Source organism: Streptosporangium minutum, from assembly GCF_002149035.1.
In the GTDB taxonomy this organism is placed as follows: domain Bacteria; phylum Actinomycetota; class Actinomycetes; order Streptosporangiales; family Streptosporangiaceae; genus Streptosporangium; species Streptosporangium minutum.
This window is the reverse complement of the sequence record NZ_NGFP01000153.1, coordinates 1-22,235: the sequence shown is the minus strand read 5'-3', so window position 1 is coordinate 22,235 and position 22,235 is coordinate 1. Positions and strand designations below refer to the sequence as shown.

The following is a 22,235-nucleotide window of genomic DNA, read 5'->3' as shown; positions in this document are numbered from 1 at the left end:
AGAGCGCCACGCAGTGCGTGGCCGGCCTTGCCGTACTTGCGCATGTAGTCGTCGAAGGCGTCGGCCGAGTCGCCCTGCCAGGAGTGGTCCACCGTGTTGACCGCGCGGGTGAGCTCGATGGCGTGGTCGTTCAGGTCGCCCGCCGTGGTCCGCCACCGGTTGGCGATCGTGGTGATCGACTCTTTCGCGCCGTTGACCTTCATGGCGATGGTGAGCAGTTCCGAACTGCCCGGGACGAGGGGGGTGAGCGGCTCCCTGTCGCCGCCCCTGTCGGTCAGCGATCCGCGGTCGTCGCTCATCAGCCGTTCGCGCCCGGGTGTTCGACGGTGCGGAGGGTCTCCTCCACGGCGCTCAGCGCCCGCTCGAAGCGGATATCAAGGTTCGCCACCTGGCCGAGCCCCTTCCGGCGTTGGTGCAAAGCATACGAATGACGATCATAGAGGGACAGGTGTCTCTCCGGGAGCGGATCCTGTCCGCATCCGGGGACGACGGGGACGGCCGCCGCCCGTCGTGTGGGAGAGGCCGGGCGTCGCGGCCGGCCTCACTCCCGAAAGGTCCGCGGCCCTCGGTCGGATGCGCCGGGAGATCGCCGATCGCGAGCAGGGCCAGGGGCGCTCCGGTTCCCCGGCTGCTCACTTGATAATGAGTGATATTTCTGGATCAATTGGTGTCTTTGTTACTTATAGGGCTGTGTGGCTTCTTGGGGGTTGCCGGTGAACGACGAGTTCCGGATCACGATCGAGGGGCTGGCCGATGAGTACAACCAGCAGGCGGCCCGGCTCCGCGAGACGTACGGCAAGCTGAACGAGCTGACCGCGACCGCGCAGTCGGATGACCGGATGGTGACCGTCACCGTGGGCCCGCGCGGGCAGGTGCAGGGGATCGAACTGGACCCGCGCGTCTACCGGAAGCTGTCGCCGTCGGAGCTGACCCAATCGATCATGGAACAGATCGGCGTGGCGACGGGCGAGGTGTCGGCCCGGACGCAGGAGCTGATGGCCCCGCTCGTGCCGGACGGCCTGCCGTACGAGGAGCTGTTCGGGGAGGGCGCGAGCTTCGAGTCGTTTCTGCCCCAGCCGGTGGACCTGCCGTCGAGGGAGCCGGAGGGCCGCCGGTGACGACGCCCGGCGGCTCCCGCGCGGAATCGGCGGGGGCGCACCGCGGAGCCCGGGACGCCGGCGGGAAAAGGACCGCCTCCCCGGGGCGAGCTGACAGGTACGTTCCTGCGGGAGGTACGGCCCCTCAGCTCTCCTCCGGGGGTGACGGGGGTGCCAGGAAGGCGGTCTGCACCAGGCGCGCGCCGTGCCTCCTGTCGACGAAGTAGCCGCGGCCCGGCGGGAGCGGATGGGGCCGCACGTTGCCGAACACGAAGCCCTCGTCCTTGTTGCCGGACAGGACGACGGCGGGGCTGGCCATGTCTTTGATCTTCTGGATGACCGGATCGAACATGGCCCGGCCGACGCCGCCCATCGCGCGCGACATGACGAGGTGGAGCCCGATGTCGCGGGCCTGCGGCAGCAGGTCGGCCAGCGGCTGGAGCGGGTTGGACGAGGTCGCCACGAGGTCGTAGTCGTCGACGACGATGTACAGGTCCGAACCCTGCCACCAGCTTCTGGACCGTAGCTGCTCCGGCGTCAGGTCCGCCGGGGGCAGCCGCTTGAGCAGCGCGTTGCGCACGTCGGCGATCAGTTCGAGCGCCGCCGCGCTGGAGGCGGCGTAGCCGATGCGGTGCTCGGTGGCGGCGGAGTCCAGCAGCGCCCGCCGGTAGTCGATCACGATCATCATGGCCTGCTGCGGCGTGTACCGGGCGACCAGGCCCTCGGTGATGAGCCGCAGCATGTTGGACTTGCCGCTCTCGGTGTCGCCCACCACGATGAAGTGCGGGTCGGCGTCGAAGTCCAGCATGACGGGCGACAGGGTGGCCTCGTCGATCCCGAACGGGATCCGGTTCGGCCCGCTCTGCTCCGCGTCGGGCAGCGTCTCGGCGGCCAGCACCGCCGGCAGCAGCCGCACGGCGGGGGCGGGAGGCCCCTGCCAGGCGTCCCTGACGGCGTGGACGAGCGTGCGCACGCCGGCCGACAGGTCATCGGCCTTCTGGACCCCGTCGATCCTGGGCAGCGCCGACAGGAAGTGCAGGCCCTCCCTGGTGAGGCCGCGTCCCGGAACACCCTCGGGCACGGCCAGCGACGCCTTGCGGTTGACCTCCGACTCGTAGGCGTCGCCGAGCTTGAGCTCCACCCGGGTGCCGAAGAGGTCGCGGATGCCCGGACGGAACTCCGACCACTTGTTCGTGGCGGCCACGACGTGGATGCCGTAGCCGAGGCCGCGGGCGGCCAGGTCGGTGATCACGGGTTCGAGCGACTCGAACTCCTGCCTGATGGTCAGCCAGCCGTCGACCACGAGGAAGACGTCGCCGAAGCGGTCCCCCTCGATCGTCCCCTCGGCGCGCAGGCGCCGGTAGGTGGTGATCGAGTCGATCCCCTGGTCGGTGAAGTCGCGCTCCCGCTGCTGCAGGAGGGTGGCGATCTCGGCCACCGTACGGCGGACCCGGTCACCGTCCAGACGGCTGGCGACCCCGCCCAGGTGGGGCAGTCCCTCCAGCGAGGCCAGGGCGCCGCCGCCGAAGTCGAGGCAGTAGAACTGCACCTCACGCGGGGTGTGCATCAGCGCCATGCTGGTGATCAGCGTACGCAGCACCGTGCTCTTGCCGCTCTGCGTCCCGCCGGCGACGCCGACGTGGCCAGCCGCCCCCGACAGGTCCAGCCAGAACGGGTCGCTCCGCTGCTCGAACGGTTTGTCGACGAGGCCCACGACGGCGTGCAGCTGGCCCCGGCCCACCCATCCGATCGTGCCCAGGCCCAGTTCGGGCGTCGCCGACAGGGGTGGGAGCAGGTGCGTGAGAGACGGAGGATCGCCCAGCGGCGGCAGCCAGATCCGGTGGGCGGGCGGCCCCTGGTCGTGCAGCCGGCTGACCACGAGGTCCAGCAGGGTGACCGAACCTCTGTCAGCCGGCCCGTCGGCCGCGGGCAGCTCCTTCTTGGGCTCCTCCACGACGGGAACCGGGGCGAAGTCCGGGCCGTACTCCACGACCTGCCGCACGACGGACTGGCCGTCCGGCGTCACCCCCTGGCTGTGGTCCACCTGGTAGGTACCGGACACGTAGGCGGCCTTGAACCGGGTCATCCCAGTGGTCTCGAACTTGAGGTAGCCGTTTCCCGGGGCGGACGGCAGCTCGTAGGCGTCGGCGACGCCGAGCACGACCCGGCTCTCCATCGCGGAGAAGGTGCGCAGGCCGACCCGGTAGGACAGATGGGTGTCCAGGCCGCGCAGCCGGCCCTCCTCCAGACGCTGGGAGGCCAGCAGGAGATGGACGCCGAGGGAGCGGCCGAGCCGCCCGATCATCACGAACAGCTCGATGAACTCGGGTTTGGCCGAGAGCAGCTCGCTGAACTCGTCGATCACGACGAACAGCGTGGGCATCGGCTTCAGGTCGACGCCCTGCTCGCGGGCGCGCTCGTAGTCGCGCAGGGAGGCGTAGTTGCCGGCGGCGCGCAGCAGCTCCTGGCGGCGGACCATCTCCCCGTGCAGGGCGTCGTACATGCGGTCGACGAGCGGCAGCTCGTCCTCGAGGTTGGTGATGACCGCCGAGACGTGGGACAGGGTGTCGAGACCGAGGAAGGTGGCGCCGCCCTTGAAGTCGACCAGGACGAAGTTCAGGATCTCCGACGAGTGGGTGATCGCCAGACCGAGCACCAGGGTCCGCAGCAGCTCGCTCTTGCCCGAGCCGGTGGCGCCGATGACCAGGCCGTGCGGCCCCATGCCGCCCTGCGCCGACTCCTTGATGTCGAGCTCGACCAGACGCCCGTCCACGCCGAGGCCGATCGGCACCCGCAGCCGGTTGCGGCCCGCCCGGGGGCGCCACGTCACTGACGCGTCGAGGCGGGCCGGATCGCCGACGCCGAGCAGGTCGGTCAGGGAGGTGTTCATCGCGAGCACGTCCTGCGTCTCCCCTCCCTTGGCGGTCGAGACGCGCAGGGGGGCGAGCTGCCGGGCCAGGCCCTCGGTCCGCAGGAAGTCCAGCCGGTCGGGGTCGCCGAGGCGGGTCGAGCTCTGCTTGCCCGCGTGGTCGATCTTGATCATGTGGAAGCCGTCCGGCTGGATGTCCAGCCGGAGGGTGTTCTTCTCCTCGATCGGCCCCGCGGACCCGGACAGGTCGATCACGGTGACGCCCTGGATGGCGTCGGTGCCGAGCTGGGAGTCGTGCGGCACGTGGCCACCGTCGATGATCAGCACGTGGTACGGCAGGGCGTCGGAAGAGGCGCCGGGTTTGAACCGCGCGCGCTCCTTCAGCTCCGAGCCGAGCAGATGGTCGAGATGGGACAGGTTCTCGGCCATCAGCCGCACCTGGCCGGCCGCGTCGGTCTCCTCCGGGTGCAGCGCGTGGGGCAGCCACTTGACCCAATCCCACTGGGTCATCCACTCCTTGCTCGCGCACACCATGACCCGCATGTCGTCCGGGGAGTGGAACACGGTCAGCTGGGCGATCATCGCCCGTACGAGCTCGCGTACGGCCACCGGTTCGCCCGTCACATTGATCCGCGCGAAGGAGTGCAGGGCCACGGCCACCGGCAGCTTGGACACCGTCGAGTGCGCCCGGACGAACCTCCGCAGCGCGCCGGAGGTCAGGGCGTCCAGGTCCTCGATCGGCTTGGAGTCGGGGGGGATGAGCTGGATGGCGAGTTTCTGCACGCCGGTGCCGAGCCGTACCGTGCCGAAGTCGTCGTCGCGGGGCCGCCGTTCCCACAGGCGCTGGCTCATGGCGACCCACCACAGCGACTCGGGGGCGGGACCGCCCCACTCCAGGGCCGCTCGCTGCTGCTTGGCGGCCTGACGCACCCTCTTGCGGACCTGGGAGAGATAACGGAAATAGTCGCGGCGCAGGTTGTTGAGCCGGTTCTTGCGCTCTCCCGACTGGCGGCCCATCTGGCCCAGGGACATGCCCACCATGGATATCGCGAACAGGCCGCTCGCGACGTACATGATCGGATTGGTGTTGCCGCCGGCGGTGAACATCAGGCCCATCGCGGCGCCGCCCGCGACCATCGGCAGGTAGGTGAGCACCGCCATGAAGCCCTGTGGCTGGACCTCGGGGACCTCCGGCGGAGACTCGAGCAGGATCTCGCCCCGCGGAGGCTTGGGCGGTGGCCGGCGCTCTGGGCGCCGCACGATGACGATACTCACCCCTGGAATCGCCTTCCTGATCGTTTGCGCTACTTATTACCAGAAAACGTTTATCTGCGGCTGCCGCGCGTAATCCCCGCCGTCCCCGCTACCGTATCCGTGATGTCCGTGATGCCTGTGGTGAGAGGGATACGACTGTGAGGTCGCTGGCTCAACCGCCCGCTCAGGGGCCGATCACACAGGGCGCGCTGGCCCAGTTCTCCGCGCCGCTGCCGACGCTGTGCCACGTCACGATCGTGGCTCCCCGCAAGAAGGCCGATCTGGCGCTGCCCGCGGACATTCCACTGCCTCATGTCCTGCCCGGCCTGCTGCGCGCGGTGGGGGAGGTCGGCGGCGAAGCGGCGGCCGGTCCCGGGTGGGTGCTCCAACGGCTCGGCGGGGCCCCGCTCGACCTTGGCCAGAGCCTGGGAACCCTGGGCGTGCTCGACGGCGAAGTGCTCTACCTCAGGCCGCAGGAGGCCGTGCTCCCTCCCGCGCTGTTCGACGACGTGGCCGACGTGGTCGCCACCGGGGTCCAGGAGAGCTCCGACAAATGGAGCCCGCGGCACACCCGCCTGGCCGGGGTGGGCGCCGCGATAGCGCTCCTGCTCACCGGGGTGGCGGCCCTGGTGCTGGCCGGGCCGCCGTGGACGCCCGCCGCCGTGGTCGCCGTGGTCTTCGCGATCCTCCTGGTCGGCGCGGGCGCCGCGATGTCCCGGGCGGCCGGCGACTCCTCGGCGGGCGCGCTGATCGGCTATGCGGCCCTGCCGTACGGCCTGCTGGCCGGGTTGCTGGCACCGTCGGCGGCCGGGGGGCTGGGGGGGCTCGGCGCGGCGCACATGCTCGCCGCCTTCGCCTCCGTCGGCCTCGTGGCGACCATCGCCGTGATCGCGATCGCCGACGGCGTGCCGGTCTTCCTCGGCGTCGCCATCGCCTCGATGACCGGAGCGGTGAGCGCGGCCGTCGTGATGGTGTCCCAGGCGCCCGCGGCCGGAGTGGCCGCGGTCACCGTCGCGATCCTGCTGGGGTTCACCCCGTTGGTCCCGGTCCTGTCGTTCCGGCTCGCCCGCGTGCCGACGCCGACGATGCCCACCACCGCCGACGAACTGCGCAACGACAACCAGCAGATCGACGGCCCGCTCGTCGAGGAGCGCACCGTCCACGCGCTGAGCTACGCGACCGGGATGGTCGCCGGAGTCGCGCTGGTGGCGCTGGTGGCGCAGGCCTATCTCGTCATGCACGGCGGATGGGTCGCCACGGCCAACGCGCTGACGCTGTCGCTGACCCTCATCATGCGGACCCGCGTCTTCCACGGGTTCGGCCAGCGGCTCTGGCTGATGATCTCCGGTGTCTCCGGGCTCGTCATGTTCGCGATCTCGCAGGCCGCCGGCGGGGGAGGCCCCACCGCGATCATCGTGGTGATGGGACTGCTGGGCGCCGCGGCGATCTGCGCGGGGCTGGGCATGTGGCTGCCGGTCGGCAAGCCGTCCCCCTTCTGGGGGCGTGCCGGGGACATCGTCGAGCTCCTGCTGATCATCGCGCTGTTCCCGCTGGCCCTCGGCGTGCTGGAGGTCTACTCCTGGGTCCGCGGCCTGGCCGGCTGAGCCGCCGGGCCCGGCCTGGGCCGTTCTCCGTCGCCGCGTTCTTCTGTCCGCATTGCGCCGATAGTGAGGGTGCGGTTAGCTTGCTCCGGAAGTGGCCGGTCGTAGCTTGTGAAGCCGGCGGTACCCATGCGGAGGGAATCGGTCAATGCAGGAGTTCGGGGACTTCGCGAACATTGATATCGACAAGCTCCTGAAGGGAGCGGACGAGCAGTTCGCGCGCATGGAGGAAATGCAGAAGAGCATGGCCGACCTCGTCGGGCACGCGCAGGACGACGACGGCCTGGTCACCGTGGAGTACGCCGCCGAGGGCATACGCGAGCTCCAGCTGCACCCCAAGGCGATGCGGCTGAGCGCGGGCGAGCTGGCGGAGAAGGTCAAGGACGTCATCGCCGCCGCCACCACGGATCTGCAGAAGCAGGTCAACGAGGCCATGGCCGAGGTGTTCGGTGAGGAGGACAATCCGATGTCCTACATCAACGACCCGGAAAAGGCGATGAACCAGATCAAGGACGCGGAAGCCGCTTACAACCGGACATTCGAAGATGTGATGGGCGAGCTCGACAGCATCCGCCGCCGCATGAACCTGTAGCCACCGGAAGCGCCGCGCCTGCGAGCGTCTGATCCGCTCGCGGGCGCGGAATGTCCGAGGGCCTGTCTATGCCTTGGGCTTGTACCCGGGCGCGGTCTCGGAGCCCCCGAACGACTGCGGCAGGCCTTCGATGGAGACCTGTTCGAACATGGGCATCGACTTCGTGTCCATGGGTGTCGCCGCCTGGGAGAGCCCCTGCTGCGTGGACGACGTCAGCCATTGCAGGAGCGCGTAGCCCATCATGACGATGGTCCCGATCAGCATGAGGGACTTGCCGCTCTTGACAACCATCATGCGCAGTTTCTGACGAATGGTCGTGGCGCCTGCCGTCGTAATCGTGGTGGCGGTCAATGCGCCGACCGGTCCTGCGGCGCTGGCGGCTGCCTTCGCTATTGCCATCTTCAGGAGGATGGTGCCCAGCACCGCGCAGACCACCGCTGCGATGAACGACATCATCGCCGCGCCGCCGAGGCTGTCGCCGATGTTATTGCAGCAGTCCCGGGTTTTGCCCATTTCTTCGTAGAACTTCTTGCACGCGGCGTCGAACTCCTCCTTCCCCATGTTCTGCCATTTTTCCGGATTCACTCCCGAGGTGAGGCTGTTGAGGTCGATATGCGCGTCGTCGAGTTCTTTGCACAGATCTTTCCACACCTGTTTTGCGCCGTCGATGTCGCTCGGGCTGGAGAACTGGAGGGTCATCAGTAGTCCCGACGAGATGGCGATGCTTCTGAACATGGGACTGGGCGCTGCAGAGGGGATCAGCGAGGCGGCCGTGCACATGCCGATGGCACTGGTGTAGATGCTGGTGCCGGCGTGATAAGCGAATGCCATTTCTGTCAGGTTTCCTTAAGCGTGCTTGCGTCGTTGGCCTTTTTCATGACCTCGGCCCCCTGGTGCAACTGGCCGGTCCACTTCTCGCCCACCTGCGTTTTCGCTGCGGCGATGTATTCTTTGATCGCATCGCGGGCCGTGTTGTGTGCGGACGTGAGCCCCGACCCGAGCAGGCCGAATCCGGGCGCCCCGACATTGATTCCCTCGGCTCTGCTCTGAGCTTGGGAGAGTTTTCCGCCGTCAGTGGCGACGGTGGCGATCTTGGTTTTGAGGCTGTTGAACGTCTCGTCATCCGTGTTGCGCCAGCTGCCGCTTACGCCGCCGCTCGTGATTGTTTGCTCCCGCTGCTGCTTGGCGAGCTCCTTCGCCTCCGCGTCAGCCTTCTGCTTCGCCTCCGCGTCAGCCTTCTCCTTCGCCGCCGCGGCTGCTTTTTTCTGTTCTTCGGTCAGGGGCGCCGTGCCGCCGCCGGAGCCGGCACCGCCCACATTCGGGACGCCGCCACCGCCGCCGGAGGACGGCGAGGGCAGATCCGGCACCGCGGGCCCACCGGAATCGCCGGGCGTCTCACCTGCGCCCGCAGGCGGAGTCACCTCCGGGGTCTCCGGAACCTCCGGGGTCTCCGGAACCTCTGGGGTCCCCGGCACCTCCGGGTCTTCGGGGTCCTTGGGGTCGTCGGGGTCGCCTGGGTTGTTCGGGTCGTCCGGATCCTTCGGGCCTTCGGGGTCCTTGGGGTCGTCGGGGTCGCCTGGGTTGCCCGGGTCCTCGGGGTCCTTAGGGTCTTCGGGGTCCTTCGGGTCGTCCGGGTCCTTGGGGTCGTCCGGGTCGCCCGGGTTGCCCGGGTCCTCGGGGTCCTTGGGGTCTTCGGGGTCCTTCGGGTCGCCCGGATCTTTGGGGTCGTCCGGGTCGCCCGGGTTGCCCGGGTCCTCAGGGTCCTTGGGGTCCTCGGGGTCGCCCGGGTTGCCCGGGTCGTCCGGATCCTTGGGGTCTTCGGGGTCCTTCGGGTCGCCCGGATCTTTGGGGTCGTCCGGGTCGCCCGGGTTGCCCGGGTCCTCAGGGTCCTTGGGGTCCTCGGGGTCGCCCGGGTTGCTCGGGTCGTCCGGATCCTTGGGGTCTTCGGGGTCCTTCGGGTCGCCCGGATCCTTGGGGTCGCCCGGGTTGCCCGGGTCCTCAGGGTCCTTGGGCTCCTCGGGGTCGTCCGGATCCTTGGGGTTGTCGGTGTCTCCGGGCTTGTCCGGGTCGGTCGGGTCCGTGATGATTTCTATCTTGGGACCGTCGTCCTCGGCGCCCTGGGGCTCGACATATCCAGGCTCGGAGTCCTTGCCGACGGGGACGTCGGAGTCGACGCTCTGCAGGCGAATGACGTCGGACGTGTCCCCGCCGGGAAGTGAAGAGGACCCGGAGTTCCCAAATGTGTCCCCGTGGAACGGGACCTCCGGTCCGCTGACGTCAGGCCGGATGACCTCCACCGAACCGGTGGCAGGGAGATCGGCGGACGGAGAGACTCCGCCCCAGTTGAGTAGCTTGTCGATGTCCCGATGCTCAGCCAAGTCCAGCCTCCACCCCGCGGCCCCTCAGAGATCGACAACAGTAGCCCAAGCGTGTTAGGCCGTACAGAAAGCGGGAAAGCGTCAGTTTTCGCATATACGGCACCGCCTGCGCCACTGCACCGGCTTCTGGGTGGCTGTAAAGCTCTGGCCTGCATGTTTGTCTAAATGACACTAAAGTGTTATATGGCCGTGATATAGATACATGTTATCTATGTTGCGCTAGATCGCTAGCATGACATTTGATGATGTTCGCGGCTGCAGTCCCGTCTGTCCGTCCGTGCGGTGCCGCGGTCACAGGGCCGGCGCGAGGGCGCGGCGCCGCGACGAAGAGATGGGCCCCATGTCACGGAGGTGACCGGTGGAATTTTACGGTGCTAGCCCCGAAAAGATCAGAACAGGGGCGGGTCAGGTTGTCGACGCCGCGCAGCACGTCGAAGGTCTGCGCAAGGGCGTTCAGCTCACCACGCAGGAGCTGACGGCTTCGGGCTGGCTCGGAGCGGCGTCGGGCAAGTTCCTGCAGGCGATGGCCAAGTGGGACGAGCAGATGGTGCTCGTCCGGCAAGACCTGGAGGGCATCGCCGACAAGATGGGCCAGAACGTCGTTGTCTACAGCGCGGCCGACCAGGACGTGCAGTCGGGCATGGGACGGGTCGACTCGCTCATCAACACCGGCGCGGTCGACGGAAAGATCAATAGGTAAGGGAGCCTGATGTCTCAGTCAACCGACTACACCAAGGGCGGCTTCGCGGCTGACTACACGAAGGTCAACTTCGTGGAGATGGAGCGGGTCCAGGGAGAGCTCCTCCGGGTCGTCACCGCCATGGACACGGTCACCGACAATCTCATCACCCAGCTCAGGGCCACCCTGGGCGAGGCGAGCTGGTCGGGTGGAGCGTCGGAGTTCTTCGAGCAGCACCGGGCCAAGTGGGACCAGGCCGAGCAGGAGATGGGGCGCCAGCTCAACGAGGCCGCGAAGGCTCTCGGCGTCGCCACCGAGAACTACCGGGCCGCCGAGCAGCGGAACAAGGCGATCTGGTCCGGCTGACGTGATCAGCGGATGATCACGTTCCTCTCGGTCACCGCATGACGCGGTGACCGAGATCGTTTGTCTCCGGCGAGCATGAGGGACCCGCGGTTCGCCGTTCCTTCCGAGGAGAAACATGACCAGCAGAGACGCCATGTACGGGGGAGAGAAGGCCCTCAACCCCGATCCGAACTGGCCCGGCCTGGACGGCGGCGCACCCGCCTCCGAGTTCGACGCCGACCGGATGAGGAAGCTCGCGGGGGAGCTGGAGAGCTACATGCCGGGGATGCGGGGGCCCGCCTACTCCGAGGGTTACACCACCGGGTCCACGGAGGGTTTCAAACCGGAGGCCCTGCTGACCGAGCAGCAGCTCGGCACATGGCAGGCGGCGAGCGCGTTCGCCAAGACGGTCGGTGCCTCCCCTTCCGACGAGCAGGGGGGCAGGGCCCTCGGGCACGTGTACGACCTGTTCGTCGCCCGTTTCGAAGATGTCATCAGGGCGATCCGCGCGAACGCCGGCGAGTATGACGGCGCCAACGACGCGAACACCGGCGGGAACGGCACGAAGGCGTAGGGAAGATCACTGTGGGTAGCGAATCGAAGGTCCTGATCATCCGGTCCTCTGCCGCGGTTCCGCAGGCGGGCGAGGTCACCCAGACCAAGGACCAGATCAAGGAGCTGCTGCGCAGCACCGCGCCCGTCAGCATCGACGACGCGGGCTTCGCCTACGGCAACGCCGCCGGGACCGTCGACCTCGTCTGCGGCGCCCTGCAGAGAGTCGCCGGTGAGCTCGCGAAGGTGTGGGGCGGAGAAGCGGCGGTCGAGGTGCAGAAGGCGTTGCAGATGCTGCACGCCACCGGCACCGAGCTGGTCTCCAAGATGGAGCAGATGTCCACCACCCTCCGGTTGTACGGCGGGACCTATCTCCCCCAGGCCATCGAGAAGATCAACAAGCTGGAGAGTCAGGGCGGGACGTCGGCAGTCCCGCCCAGTGCCAACGCCGGCACGTCGCCGGCGGCGGCGGACGTGGAAGCTGCCAACGAGGCCGCTCGCAAGGTGCTGCGGGAGCTCAACGAGAAGATCGTCGAGCTCTACAACTCCCAGGTGCCCCCGCACGTCTCGTACGAGCTGCCGACCGTGTCACTGCCGGGCGGTCCTTCCTCGTACACGACGACCCAGTACCCCAAGGGCGGCTCGCCGTACCAGGGCGACTCGACCGGGTCCGGAAACGGCTCGGCGGGCTCCGGTACGAGCGGCTCTTCCTGGTCTCCGGGCTCCGGTACGGGGAGCGGCGGATCGGGTGGGTCCGGCCCGGGGGGCTCCGGCCCGGGCGGTCCGGGCTCCGACGGCTCAGGCTCCGACGGGTCCGGTCCGAAGGGTTCCGACCCGGCTGATCCGGGGTCGAAGGGCACCGACCCCGGCGGATCCGGTTCCGACGGCACGGGTTCGCCCGGCTCCGGTGACGGCGCGTCGGGCGCCGACGGAGGGAACGGGCAGGGGCAGTCTCCGGCCGACGGCGCGAACGGCTCCGGTCATGGCAAGGGCGCCGACGGTACCGCGCCCGCCGTGATCGGCGGGGACGAGGACGCCTCCAGGAACGACCCCCGGAGCACCGAGACGGCGAGCCTCCCCCAGCAGCCGCTGACGACTCTCGCCCCTCCCAACAGTGTCGTGCCCACCACCACCGTCGCGCCTCCCACCACTTCGTTCGGACCGGCGAACGCCGTCTCCCCGGTCCTGGGCGGTCCGGGGGCCGGTGCGGGCTCGCTGGGTGTCGGCGGGGCGGGCTCCGCCACGCTGGCACGGGGCGTCATCGGCAACGGCACGACGATGCCGATGATGCCGATGGGCGGGATGGGCGGAATGGGCCAGGAGAGCGGCGAGGAACACGAGACATCGGTCTACCTGCCGGAAAAAGATCACTGGGAGAGCGAGCACGATGTGACCTCCCCATGTATCCGCTGATCACTGACTTCCCCGGAGGTGTTCATGGCACTCGAACTCGATCCTGACTGGCCCGGCCTGACCGCCAAGAACGATGCCGCCGGCAAGGGCGACCCCGACCTGGACCGGGCGGAGATCAAGCGCATCGCCGGTGAGATACAGAAGATACTCGCGACGATGACCACCCTCACGAAGGAAGTTCCGGCGACTCAGGTCGCGTACGCCAAGGGCTCCACCCCGCCGCCGCTGCCGGGCCCGCCCGCCGGCGCCGGTTCGCTGCCGGACCTGCAGCGGCAGTGCGCGCTCAGCGAGGTCCAGCTGGGGGAGTGGCCCGTCGCCCAGAGTTTCAGCATGGCGACCGTCTCCGCCTACGCGCAGCTCATAGGTGAGCCGGGGCACGGTGGGGGCCTCTACTCCTCGTTGATCGAACGGTGCCAGGCGGCCATCGACGGGCTCGTCGAGTCGGCCAAGTCGTACGACGGCGCCGAGATAGCCAATCAGGAAGACGCCACGCGCCGCTACGTCTGAGAGGGAGCACCATGGTCGAGAAGCAGACCACACCGCTCAACTTTTCCGGCCCCGCCCCGGATCCCGAAGTGAAGGGCGGGGGCTTCCTCGCGGACATGTTCCACTCGGATCTCGACCAGATCAAGAAGTGGGTAGACAACACCAACCCGGACTCGGTGCGGCGGGCGGGTCAGTACTACCTCGCGGGCAAGAGGGTGCTCGACGAGGCCGCGAGGAGGCTCAAGGAGCAGGCCACCCAGCTTTCCGTGCACATGAAGGGGCCCGTGGCCGTCGAAACGCAGAAGGGTTTGCAGAACCTGCATGCGAGCATGCGCGAGCTCGGGGCCAAGCTGGGTGAGATGGGCATGCCGCTGACCGAGTACGCGAACACCCTCAACTGGGCTCAGGCGAACGTGGTCGACTCCAGGTATCGCCACTCCAGGTCGGACCGGGGGTTCGAGTTCTCGGACTTCACACCGTTCGCCGGGATCTCGTGGGCGGAGGACCGGGCCCGCGATCATCTCGAAGCGGTCAACAAAAAGATCGTCGAGCACTACCAGAAGCTCCCCGCCGAGGTGCAGCAGGCGCTGCCCACCATCACCCCGGTGGTCATGCCCACCTTCAAGCCGGGTGGACCCACGGACTACACCGGAGGACTTCCCTCCGGCTCCGGCTCGCCGTACGACCTGAACGGCTCCGGGCCGGGCGGGTTGACACCCTCCTCCTACGGCGTCGACCCGAACGGCGCGTATCCCAACGGCCTCAACCCCGACGGGACGTACCCGAACGGCATTGACCCGAACGGCGCGTATCCCAACGGCCTCGATCCCAACGGGCTCAACCCGAACGGGACGTACCCGAACGGCGTCGACCCGAACGGCGCGTATCCCAACGGGACGTACCCGAACGGCGTCAACCCGAACGGCGCGTATCCCAACGGGCTCAACCCCAACGGGCTGAACCCGAACGGCCTCAACTCCAACGGGCTCGACCCGTCGAAGGCGAACCTCTCCCTGCCGGATCCGAACAGCACCCGGCTCGCCGGTCTCGACGACCAGGCGATGTCCCGGCTGTCGACCCCCGACCTGTCCACCTCCGCCGGGCCGAACTCCACGGCGTACCAGGGGTCCGGGAACAACACGACCGGCCACGGCACGTCGGGCGGCACGGGGGTGTACGGCATGGGGAGCGGCGGGGCGCTGAACGCCGGCACCTCCGGCGTGGGATCCCGCACGGCGGGGACCAGCGGTATGCCGGGGATGATGCCTCCCATGGGAGGCGGAGGCCCCGGCGGCCAGGAGGAGGACACGCATGAATCGGCCTACTGGCTTCCCGAACCCGACGAGTACTGGACCGGCCCTGCCAAGGACGCCGTTCCCCCGACGCTCGCCTGACGGCATCACGGTGATCGGATGTCCCGCGCGGCCGTAGACAGGGCGCCGTGCCCGCTCCACCGGCCTGTACGGCGCCCGCGGCACCGCAGTAGCCTGTGCGAGTGATGTGATCATGGTTTTCGAGAGGCCGGCAGGACACCCGGGAAGTGCGAGTCCGAGGGGCGGAAATGGGCGAATTGCGCCAAGGTGAAGGTTTCGGGTACGGGACCGAAAGCCTTGATCGACTGGGCAAGGGCGTCGGAGGTCATGCTCCGACGCTGGAGGCGCTCGGCACCAAGACCGGCGGGATCTCCGTCGGCTTCCCCGGCTTCGGCGCCGTCGGCGTAGGGCTCTGGTACACCCACGCCGAGACCTGTGACAGCGCGGTGAACGCCCTCCGGGCATGCAAGGAGGTGCTGGTCTCCTGGGAGGACGCCATCGTCCAGACCAAGTCGAACTACCAGGTTAGCGATGATCAGTCAGGCGGCGGCAAGGAGAAGGGTGACGGCAAGGAGAAAGGTGACGGCACGGAGAAGGGCGACGGCACGGAGAAGGGTGCGGACCTGAGCGGTGCGGACCTGAGCGGTTCCGGTCTGGATGGTTCGGGCCTGGACGGTTCGGGGCTCGGCGATCTGGGCCTCGGTGGTCCAGGTCCGAGCGGTTCGGGCCTGGGTGGTTCCGGCCTGAGCGGTTCCGGCTTGGGTGGCTCCGGCCTGGGTGGTTCCGGCCTGAACCCGTACGATCCGATCTCCTCGAAGCAGAATCCTCTGGATCTGAACGCGCCTGACTCGAAGCTGCCCGACTCGAAGCTGCCTGACTACAAGGCGCCCGACCTGGGCTCGTCCACTCCTGATCCGTCCAGCCCGAAGGTGCCCGACTACAAGGTGCCGGACCTGGGCTCGTCCACTCCCGATCTGCCGAACTCGAAGATGCCCGGCCTCGACTCGTCCAAGCTCGGCGACAACCTCGATCTGCAGAATCCGAAGACGAATCTGGCCGGCTACGATCCGAACGCCGTGACGACGCCGCAGATGCCGCAGGTGAAGAGCCCGGAGCCCGCGGCGTGGACGGGCGACCAGGGGGGGACGAGTGCTCCGGCCCGGACCGGTGGCATCTCGGCCGGGTCGGGGAGCGTCGGTTCCTCCATGCCGACCGGCGCCAGCCTGTCCGGCGCCGCCGGGATGAACGGCATGCCGGGGATGATGCCTCCCATGGGAGGCGGCGGCGCCGGTGGGAACAACAACAACGAGCAGGATCCGTCCGCGCTGCTGACCGGGAACGAGGAGGACTGGGGAGGCGATGTGGAGGTCGCCCCCGCCGTGATCGGCGAGATAGTGTGATCACTGTATTCCCCCGTACCTGCCTGGTGTCCGGATAGGAGGTCTCCGTCATGGCCTACGAGTCGGACAGGGCGATCTACATGACGTCGGCGGCGACGGCGCAGGCGGCCGCCGCCATACTCGCCAATCCCGCCGCCGTGCCCAGGCTTCTCCTGGCGAAGACCATCGCCGACATGATGACCATGCTGGTGTCCAATCCGGGGGGCATGTCCAAGGCGTCGGAGGAGTGGAACGGCTCGGACGCCGGCGACGCCGATCTCGGCGCCGTGGAGCAGGGCATCCGCGACCTGAAGGCGAAGGCGAGGGAATACAAGGGGTGGGAGGGGGACGCGTGCGAGTTCTTCATCGACAAGATGGACATCCTGCTGGATGAGCTTGAGAAGATGAAGAGCTACCGCAACTCCTCCAGCCAGACCCTTGCGCAGGCCGCCGCGATCTACCATCACGGCGCCCAGTTCGTGGCCGCGGTGGCGGCGCTGATGTCAGGCCTGGCGGCCGCGTCGCTCGTCCCCATCACCAAGGCGGCCTCGAACCTCACCATCGCCGTGGTCCTCAGGTCGGTCGGCAAAACCGTCCTGAGGATTTTCAGGATGAAGCTCAAGGTGCTCGCCGCCGCCGGGGTGATCCTCGCCGGAGTGAACGGCTACCAGCTCACGCAGGCGCAGTTGCTCCCCGGCCTGAAGGCCCTGCCGGACAAGACGCCCGACTTCAAACGCGCCGGCCCGGAGGGCTTCCCCATGGGACAGCCGAAGGTCCTCTCTGTCTGAACGCGCCGTCCCGGCCGCCCGCGCCGCCCCCCTCCACCGTCACGGAGACGGATGCGGGCACCTGTGGGCGGTCGCATCCGTCGTCCGCGGCGCGCGGTGGCGGTCACTCGCGCCTCACTGCCGAGGGGGAGCCACCGCCGAAGGGGCGATCTGCACGGGCGCCTTCGCGGCCGCCGGGTCGAGCGCCGGGCCCTCGGGGATGAGTTTCACGATCTGCGTCGGGAGCGGGGCGACGTCCTTCAGGTCGTAGCCGAGGCCGGGCAGTACGTCCGCCGACAGGATGGCGTGCCGCCGTCCCTGGTCGCCGATCAGGTAGAGCGGCCTCATCGCCTCCGTCCTGCCGTTCCCCGGCAGCACCCCCACCAGGGCGCCGGCGCCGCGGGAGAGCGTCACCCGGTCGGCCACGTCCTGGTTGAACCAGCCCTTCGGCGGCTGGGGGATCGGCGCCGTGCTGCCGATCGTCAGGGTCGCCTGGGTCGAACCGCGTTCGGTGTCGGAGTAGACGGCGCAGAGCGGGTTCGTCGGGGACGAGGAGATGATCCTCGGCATGGACGCGGGAAGGCCGCTGACGCCGAGACGGGTGCCTGACTGCTTCGCCCCGTTCGCGGTCGCCGGGGCGATCTCCTTCGGCAGCGGCTCCGCGCGGCCGTACGCCTGCTTGATGGCCGGGTCGGCCAGCAGCAGGGTGGCCTGGAGGGGACTGACGTCCGCCAGGCCGTCGGCGAGCAGGACGTACCACTTGGCGGGCCCGCCCGTCAGCGGCGGCACGGTGAACACCCTGCCGACCGCCGACCTCCTGCCGTCGGGTCCGCGCGCCGGGCCGCCGAGACCCGGGATCGCCGGCCCCTCGAAGACGTGTCCCTCCGGCAGGGCGTTGAGCCAGGCCGCGGGGACCTGGCGGGGCTGCTCCTGGGTCAGCGTCCGCACGGTCCTGGCGGGCACCTTCAGCCGCTGGTTCGCCCACAGCAGCCAGGCCTGGCTCCCCTCCTTCTCCCGGACGACCATGGCCGACCCCTGCTCGACCGGGGCGCCGCCGACGCGGAAGCCGCCGATCAGCGAGGTGTACGGCTTGCGCTCGCCGTTGGTGTCGACCCCCTCGGCGACGCACACCGACCAGGGAGCACGGACCAGGCGGTCACGGGCGGGCAGGGACTCGGGGGCGCCCAGGATGCCCACCAGCGTGCCGCGGTCGTACTTGGCGAGCGAGGCGGCGGTGACCGTGCGCACCTTCACGTCCTGCGTGTTCAGCAGCAGCCTGGCGGAGGTCACGTTGGTGACCGGGATCATCTTCTTCTGCGGGGCGCTGTAGACGTAGATCGCGCCCGTCTCCTCCTCCACGATCAGGTTCCCCGGCTCGGTGAGCCCGGTCGCGTTGCCCGGCCGGATCAGGCCTATCACCCCGAAGACGGCCGTCACCAGCACCGCGACCAGAATTCCGCCGAACATCGCGGTGTTGTGCCTGCGCATCGGCGACTCCGACACGTCCGGCTCGCCCTGGAGCAGGGCCATGCCCAGACGCTGCGTCATCAGCTTGTGCGCCTGGTAAAGATCGCGACGGGTCTGCATCCCACCTCCGTCTCGCCGGACACGCGGTCGTCGACAGCATAGAAGCGTGATCGCGGAACGGCCTCACCGGAGTCGACGGTGAGGCGATGGTGAACGGCGGCCGTCCACAACGTTTCCGATCTTCGAAAGCATACTGAACAGGCTCGACGGACGCGTGGAACAGCCGGGATCAGGTGATAGGAGATATCACGAAAGGGTTGTCGATCTCTGGAGGATGGCGCGTGACCCAGGACAGATACGTCACGTCGAAAGCGATCAAGGCGATCGGCGCCGAGCTGGACGCCGACGTCATTCCGGAGATCAAGGAGTTGCGCCTGATCCTGGGCAGCACCGACCTGGGAGGCCTCGGCTGGGGCGCCGTCGGCGAGCTGCTGATCGGCCTCCGCTACCGCCATGTCCAGGAGACCGTCGAGGAGAAGTTCGCGCAGGCGGTGGCGGTGCTGGAGTCCTGGCAGGAGGCGCTGGACGTGGTCGAGACCAACTGGCGGACCGCCGAGGACAGAAGCGTCGTCGTCTACCAGTGATTCGGAAGGTCTGACATGCCGGTGCCGCCGGGAAAGAAGCCGACCCCCCTGACCGCGACCAGGAGCGCGAAGGGGGTGATGGTCAACTCCGCGAAGATCCTCAGCAGCCTGGAGAAGGGGACCAGACTGATGCCCACGGCCTGGGCGGGGGTGGCGATCGCGGCGACCGCGGCTGCCAACGTGCCCGGGATGGCCGACATCTACAACAACTGGACCTCTCTCCACTCGCGCCTCGACACCGCCGTCAAAAGCTACCTGGCCGACCTGAAGACCAGGGGCAAGGACGGCTGGATCGCCGAGGACCGCGACGCGTTCGACGACGCCGTCCAGAAATACCAGGAGGAACTGGAGAGCCTGCGCGGCTACATCAAGAACATCGCCGACATCGTGGACGAGCTCGGCGACTCCTATCGCGCCTACTGGGTGGCGATCGGCCAGCTCGCCGTGCTCCTGCTCGCCCTCTCCGGGATCGCCGCCCTCATGCTCGCGACGCCCTTCGCGAGCTCGGCCGTCCTCAATCTGCGGATGCTCGGCCTCCTGGCCAGCAGGATGATCGCCGCCTCGACCGGCGCCCTCGGCAAGACCATCGTCAGCGTGGTCAGCAGCAGCATGTCTCTCTACTTCTCCGGCAAGGCGTGGATGCAGTCGTTCAACCTGGAGCCCACCGGTCTGGCGAAGGTCGATTTCACCCAGGCCCGGATCAGGACCAACGGCCTGCCGCCCTTCCAGACGCCGCCGCCCCAGCAGCCCGGACAGGCGCCCCACCTTCCCGCGTACGGAACATTCGAGTGGCTGTCCCCCAAGAAGGAACTCCCGGAGCATTACAAGTGACGAACTTCAACCCTGACCACCTGCGCCTGGAAAGCCTGGAAGACCTGGAAGAGGTCGTACGGCAGAGCGAGGAGGCACTGACCCGGCTCGGCGGCGTCCACAGTGAACTGGCGGCCGTCACGGGTGAGGGGTCCGGCGCCGACGGACTCGCCCGGGCCGTCGTCGACGGCGTCGGCCGCATTCAGCGGATCACCTTCGAGCCGCGCATCACGCGTCTGGACAGCCATCTGATCGCCGAAGCGGCGACGGAGGCGGTCCGGGCCGCCCAGGAGGACGCTCAGCGCCAGAACGAGGAGTTGCTCCGGGCGGCGACGGGAGGCGAGCCGCTCACCCTCGACATGGACCAGGCACGCCGGCAGTTCGAGGAGATCGGCGAGGACCTGGTGCGTGCCCTGCGCGACCTGGGAGACAAGGCGTGACCGGCCGGAACCCGGCCGGCTGGGACCGGACCGCGCCGCAGGCCGTCAATCTTCGGACTTGGGGTTGAGGCCCTCGACGACCTTGTCGACCTGAGGGTCCGGCACGTCCTTGTAGAAAGCTCCGATCTCGCGTTTGGGGGCGATCCAGTTGGTGGGGGGTTTGGTGGAGATCTCGGCCTTCTGGAAGTCGATTTTCAGGCCTCCGGTCGGCTTGATGCTGGACATGCTGTTGAACTTGCCGCCGAGGGCGGCCAGAGCGTGGCCGGCCAGGGCCAGATAGGCGCCGAGGGCCGCTGTCACCTTGCCGACGAGACCATTCGTAATGGCGCTGAGTCGCTTGAGCTGCACCTGTGCCGCCACCACCGTGGCCGGGGATGCAGTGGACATGCGCACGACGGCCAGAATATAGATCAAGACGATGCCGGAAAGTGCGGCGATGTGTTTCCAGTAGTCGTAGTACGCCTCGCGGACCGCGTCTATCTTGCCTTCCATGGTGTAGCAGATGCCGCTGAGCTTCTGTAATTCGGCGCCGAACGTGGTGGCCGAGGCGAGAAACGCCTCGCGGTCGTCGGCCTGCCAGTCCCCGCGGCACAGGAAGACCGCGTTGCCGATGACGCCGGGATATTTGACCTCAAGCTCTTTGGCGAGGGCCTGCCAGTTCGACCTGGCGTCGCCCATCCCGTCGACGTTCGCGACGGCCGTGGTGACGATGGCCACCGCCGTCATCAGGCTGGGAACAAGCCTGCAGCTCGTCTTGAGCGTGTCGAGTGCCACCTTGGACTCGGCCTTCAGCGCGGCCGTCGCCGCGGCTACCGCCTTCGCCTCACGGGCGGGATGGACAAAACTTATCGGATTCGTCATATGTACTTGACCGTGCTCGCCTCTTCGGCGCCTCTCCAGTTCCTTTGGATGATCTCCAACGCCTCGATCCAGCCTTCGAGGACGTCGATGGCGCTGTCGGCGAATTCCTTGATGTCGTTCTGGGCGGCTCCGTACTTGTAGGAGAGTGCCGTGCCCAGCACGCCGAATTCAGGAAAGCCGATACTGGTGTCATTGATGTCCGATTTGAGCTGCCTGAAGGCCGGAATTGATTCCTCGTTGAGGTTGCGCTGAATTTTCTCGATGCAACTTGAGGTGACGTATTTGTCCTGAGTCATGTATTGACTTGCCTCCGGATCTGTGTGTACCGGATCTTCCCTTACCCATTTCCCGGGCGGGGGGCGACATTTACATTGATTTAACAGTATCTTCGCTTTGGACTTATGTCAGTAGCGCTCGAGCAATCTGATTGTCACTCAATGTTCAGGAGGGCGTGCGGTGTTCGATCCCACCAACTTTGAGCTGGAAGACCTGGAGCGGTTCAGCCGGGACGCGGAGCAGGAGATACGGCGCCTCGCCGGCATCGAAGGCGAGCTCCGGGAGATACACGGCACCGGAACGGGTGCCGACGGGATGATCAGCGTGACCGCCAACGGCTCAGGGCAGGTGGAGAAGATCGACCTCAACCCCCGAGTGATGCGGCTGGACAGCCACGTCCTGGCGGCGGAGCTCATGAAGGCGATCGACGCGGCCCGAGCGGACGGGGAGCGCAAGACCAGCGAACTTCTGAGCGGCGCGGGCATCTCCGCCGACACGCCGAACCTCGACGAGCTGCAGGAGCGGATGACCGTGACCTACGAGGAGTTCGCTCGCTCCATGGACGGTCTCTCACGGCGTCTGGACCGTGGCTGAGCGGGAGACCTGGCCTTTTCCGGATCCTGTCTCGTTCCGGCGGACACTCCGCTGGAGGCCTTCACACGCGGAGAGTCCCTTCCCTGGCAGGTGCGAGGGAAGGGACTCTCGTCATCGGAGCCGGAACTTATCGGAGCCGGAGCCGGATTATCCGCAGTTGGCCCAGCTGCTGGTGCCGGTGCTGCCGCCGGGGCCGCCGCCGCTGAAGCGGACGCACTTGCCCTTGGAGGAGAGGATGACGCCTCCGGCGTAGTACTCGTAGTTGCCGCGTTCGGTCTTGGCGCCGCCGCCCTGGACTTCGAGGGTGGCCCAGACGGAGGTGGCGGTGCCGACGTCGGCGGTCTTCATGGTGACGACGCAGAAGGCGACCCCGACTCGGAAGGCGAGCCCGACGCAGAAGCCCCCGCAGGCTCAGCCG

General features: G+C 68.1%; 23 protein-coding genes. 15 read left to right on the top strand and 8 right to left on the bottom strand.

All coding sequences use genetic code 11. The annotated features are described in order from the left end of the window. On the bottom strand, positions 1-299 hold a 299-nt coding region (locus tag CA984_RS28175; protein WP_207621063.1), incomplete at its 3' end, for a WXG100 family type VII secretion target. A gap of 414 nt (positions 300-713) precedes the next feature. Here CA984_RS28175 and CA984_RS28170 point away from each other — a divergent pair. After that, positions 714-1,118 (top strand): YbaB/EbfC family nucleoid-associated protein, encoded by a 405-nt coding sequence (locus CA984_RS28170; protein WP_086576554.1) that lies wholly within the window; start codon positions 714-716, stop codon positions 1,116-1,118. 124 nt (positions 1,119-1,242) lie between these two features. Here the strand turns inward: CA984_RS28170 and eccCa are convergent, their stop codons facing one another. Next, the gene (eccCa, locus tag CA984_RS28165; RefSeq protein WP_086576553.1) at positions 1,243-5,241 is read right to left on the bottom strand and encodes a type VII secretion protein EccCa; all 3,999 of its coding nucleotides are present in this window, start codon (positions 5,239-5,241) and stop codon (positions 1,243-1,245) included. A 137-nt stretch (positions 5,242-5,378) separates the two neighbouring features. Between eccCa and eccD the strand changes: the two genes are divergently transcribed. Continuing rightward, a complete protein-coding gene (gene eccD, locus CA984_RS28160) occupies positions 5,379-6,824 on the top strand; it encodes a type VII secretion integral membrane protein EccD (RefSeq protein ID WP_086576552.1) in 1,446 nt (481 codons plus the stop codon). Positions 6,825-6,969: 145 nt separating this feature from the next. After that, a complete protein-coding gene (locus tag CA984_RS28155) occupies positions 6,970-7,413 on the top strand; it encodes a YbaB/EbfC family nucleoid-associated protein (RefSeq protein WP_086576551.1) in 444 nt (147 codons plus the stop codon). A 66-nt stretch (positions 7,414-7,479) separates the two neighbouring features. Here the strand turns inward: CA984_RS28155 and CA984_RS28150 are convergent, their stop codons facing one another. Next, positions 7,480-8,244 (bottom strand): hypothetical protein, encoded by a 765-nt coding sequence (locus tag CA984_RS28150; protein WP_086576550.1) that lies wholly within the window; start codon positions 8,242-8,244, stop codon positions 7,480-7,482. 5 nt (positions 8,245-8,249) lie between these two features. After that, a complete protein-coding gene (locus CA984_RS48200) occupies positions 8,250-9,791 on the bottom strand; it encodes a hypothetical protein (RefSeq protein WP_242676217.1) in 1,542 nt (513 codons plus the stop codon). A 358-nt stretch (positions 9,792-10,149) separates the two neighbouring features. On the opposite strand from CA984_RS48200, the gene CA984_RS28140 reads away from it, so the two are divergent. The 8 genes from CA984_RS28140 to CA984_RS28105 all read left to right on the top strand — a co-directional run bounded on the left by CA984_RS28140 (position 10,150) and on the right by CA984_RS28105 (position 16,746). Continuing rightward, positions 10,150-10,491 carry a WXG100 family type VII secretion target gene (locus CA984_RS28140; protein ID WP_086576549.1) on the top strand — a complete coding sequence of 114 codons (342 nt, stop codon included), beginning with the start codon at positions 10,150-10,152 and terminating at the stop codon, positions 10,489-10,491. 9 nt (positions 10,492-10,500) lie between these two features. Further along, positions 10,501-10,836 (top strand): WXG100 family type VII secretion target, encoded by a 336-nt coding sequence (locus tag CA984_RS28135; RefSeq protein WP_086576548.1) that lies wholly within the window; start codon positions 10,501-10,503, stop codon positions 10,834-10,836. Between the two features lie 115 nt (positions 10,837-10,951). Next, positions 10,952-11,389 carry a hypothetical protein gene (locus CA984_RS28130; RefSeq protein ID WP_086576547.1) on the top strand — a complete coding sequence of 146 codons (438 nt, stop codon included), beginning with the start codon at positions 10,952-10,954 and terminating at the stop codon, positions 11,387-11,389. A gap of 11 nt (positions 11,390-11,400) precedes the next feature. Continuing rightward, complete coding sequence (locus CA984_RS28125; RefSeq protein WP_086576546.1) at positions 11,401-12,780, top strand: WXG100 family type VII secretion target; 1,380 nt, start codon at positions 11,401-11,403, stop codon at positions 12,778-12,780. Positions 12,781-12,804: 24 nt separating this feature from the next. Beyond that, positions 12,805-13,287 carry a hypothetical protein gene (locus CA984_RS28120; RefSeq protein WP_086576545.1) on the top strand — a complete coding sequence of 161 codons (483 nt, stop codon included), beginning with the start codon at positions 12,805-12,807 and terminating at the stop codon, positions 13,285-13,287. Positions 13,288-13,298: 11 nt separating this feature from the next. Then, positions 13,299-14,660 carry a hypothetical protein gene (locus CA984_RS28115; RefSeq protein WP_086576544.1) on the top strand — a complete coding sequence of 454 codons (1,362 nt, stop codon included), beginning with the start codon at positions 13,299-13,301 and terminating at the stop codon, positions 14,658-14,660. 167 nt (positions 14,661-14,827) lie between these two features. Continuing rightward, complete coding sequence (locus tag CA984_RS28110; RefSeq protein WP_086576543.1) at positions 14,828-15,979, top strand: hypothetical protein; 1,152 nt, start codon at positions 14,828-14,830, stop codon at positions 15,977-15,979. Between the two features lie 50 nt (positions 15,980-16,029). Further along, entirely contained in the window at positions 16,030-16,746 is a 717-nt protein-coding gene (locus CA984_RS28105) for a hypothetical protein (RefSeq protein ID WP_086576542.1), read from the top strand. 114 nt (positions 16,747-16,860) lie between these two features. On the opposite strand, the gene eccB is transcribed toward CA984_RS28105, so the two are convergent. Further along, positions 16,861-18,312 carry a type VII secretion protein EccB gene (eccB, locus tag CA984_RS28100; protein WP_086576541.1) on the bottom strand — a complete coding sequence of 484 codons (1,452 nt, stop codon included), beginning with the start codon at positions 18,310-18,312 and terminating at the stop codon, positions 16,861-16,863. Positions 18,313-18,533: 221 nt separating this feature from the next. Here eccB and CA984_RS28095 point away from each other — a divergent pair, with 221 nt between their 5' ends. From CA984_RS28095 to CA984_RS46485, 3 genes are read left to right on the top strand one after another with little or no spacing between them, the layout of a single operon-like run. Continuing rightward, on the top strand, positions 18,534-18,836 hold the full coding sequence (locus tag CA984_RS28095) for a hypothetical protein (RefSeq protein ID WP_086576540.1): 303 nt from the start codon (positions 18,534-18,536) through the stop codon (positions 18,834-18,836). A 15-nt stretch (positions 18,837-18,851) separates the two neighbouring features. Further along, on the top strand, positions 18,852-19,667 hold the full coding sequence (locus tag CA984_RS46490; RefSeq protein WP_165781447.1) for a hypothetical protein: 816 nt from the start codon (positions 18,852-18,854) through the stop codon (positions 19,665-19,667). Then, a complete protein-coding gene (locus CA984_RS46485; protein WP_165781446.1) occupies positions 19,664-20,086 on the top strand; it encodes a YbaB/EbfC family nucleoid-associated protein in 423 nt (140 codons plus the stop codon). The genes CA984_RS46490 and CA984_RS46485 overlap by 4 nt, the downstream gene beginning before the upstream one ends. 45 nt (positions 20,087-20,131) lie before the next feature. Here CA984_RS46485 and CA984_RS28085 read toward each other — a convergent pair whose 3' ends face one another. Both CA984_RS28085 and CA984_RS28080 read right to left on the bottom strand, forming a co-directional pair. Continuing rightward, positions 20,132-20,947 (bottom strand): hypothetical protein, encoded by an 816-nt coding sequence (locus CA984_RS28085; RefSeq protein WP_086576538.1) that lies wholly within the window; start codon positions 20,945-20,947, stop codon positions 20,132-20,134. Next, complete coding sequence (locus CA984_RS28080; RefSeq protein ID WP_086576537.1) at positions 20,944-21,243, bottom strand: hypothetical protein; 300 nt, start codon at positions 21,241-21,243, stop codon at positions 20,944-20,946. The genes CA984_RS28085 and CA984_RS28080 overlap by 4 nt, the downstream gene beginning before the upstream one ends. Positions 21,244-21,403: 160 nt before the next feature. On the opposite strand from CA984_RS28080, the gene CA984_RS28075 reads away from it, so the two are divergent. Next, the gene (locus tag CA984_RS28075) at positions 21,404-21,817 is read left to right on the top strand and encodes a YbaB/EbfC family nucleoid-associated protein (RefSeq protein WP_165781445.1); all 414 of its coding nucleotides are present in this window, start codon (positions 21,404-21,406) and stop codon (positions 21,815-21,817) included. Between the two features lie 147 nt (positions 21,818-21,964). Here the strand turns inward: CA984_RS28075 and CA984_RS28070 are convergent, their stop codons facing one another. Further along, the gene (locus CA984_RS28070; RefSeq protein ID WP_242676216.1) at positions 21,965-22,165 is read right to left on the bottom strand and encodes a hypothetical protein; all 201 of its coding nucleotides are present in this window, start codon (positions 22,163-22,165) and stop codon (positions 21,965-21,967) included. Between the last annotated feature and the right edge of the window lie 70 nt (positions 22,166-22,235).

Coding starts and splice junctions, on each gene's coding strand:
- CA984_RS28155 (WP_086576551.1), top strand. CDS start 6,970: ATGCAGGAGTTCGGGGACTTCGCGAACATTGATATCGACAAGCTCCTG.
- CA984_RS28150 (WP_086576550.1), bottom strand. CDS start 8,244: ATGGCATTCGCTTATCACGCCGGCACCAGCATCTACACCAGTGCCATC.
- CA984_RS28135 (WP_086576548.1), top strand. CDS start 10,501: ATGTCTCAGTCAACCGACTACACCAAGGGCGGCTTCGCGGCTGACTAC.
- CA984_RS28130 (WP_086576547.1), top strand. CDS start 10,952: ATGACCAGCAGAGACGCCATGTACGGGGGAGAGAAGGCCCTCAACCCC.
- CA984_RS28120 (WP_086576545.1), top strand. CDS start 12,805: ATGGCACTCGAACTCGATCCTGACTGGCCCGGCCTGACCGCCAAGAAC.
- CA984_RS28115 (WP_086576544.1), top strand. CDS start 13,299: ATGGTCGAGAAGCAGACCACACCGCTCAACTTTTCCGGCCCCGCCCCG.
- CA984_RS28110 (WP_086576543.1), top strand. CDS start 14,828: ATGGGCGAATTGCGCCAAGGTGAAGGTTTCGGGTACGGGACCGAAAGC.
- CA984_RS28105 (WP_086576542.1), top strand. CDS start 16,030: ATGGCCTACGAGTCGGACAGGGCGATCTACATGACGTCGGCGGCGACG.
- eccB (WP_086576541.1), bottom strand. CDS start 18,312: ATGCAGACCCGTCGCGATCTTTACCAGGCGCACAAGCTGATGACGCAG.
- CA984_RS46490 (WP_165781447.1), top strand. CDS start 18,852: ATGCCGGTGCCGCCGGGAAAGAAGCCGACCCCCCTGACCGCGACCAGG.
- CA984_RS28085 (WP_086576538.1), bottom strand. CDS start 20,947: ATGACGAATCCGATAAGTTTTGTCCATCCCGCCCGTGAGGCGAAGGCG.
- CA984_RS28080 (WP_086576537.1), bottom strand. CDS start 21,243: ATGACTCAGGACAAATACGTCACCTCAAGTTGCATCGAGAAAATTCAG.
- CA984_RS28070 (WP_242676216.1), bottom strand. CDS start 22,165: ATGAAGACCGCCGACGTCGGCACCGCCACCTCCGTCTGGGCCACCCTC.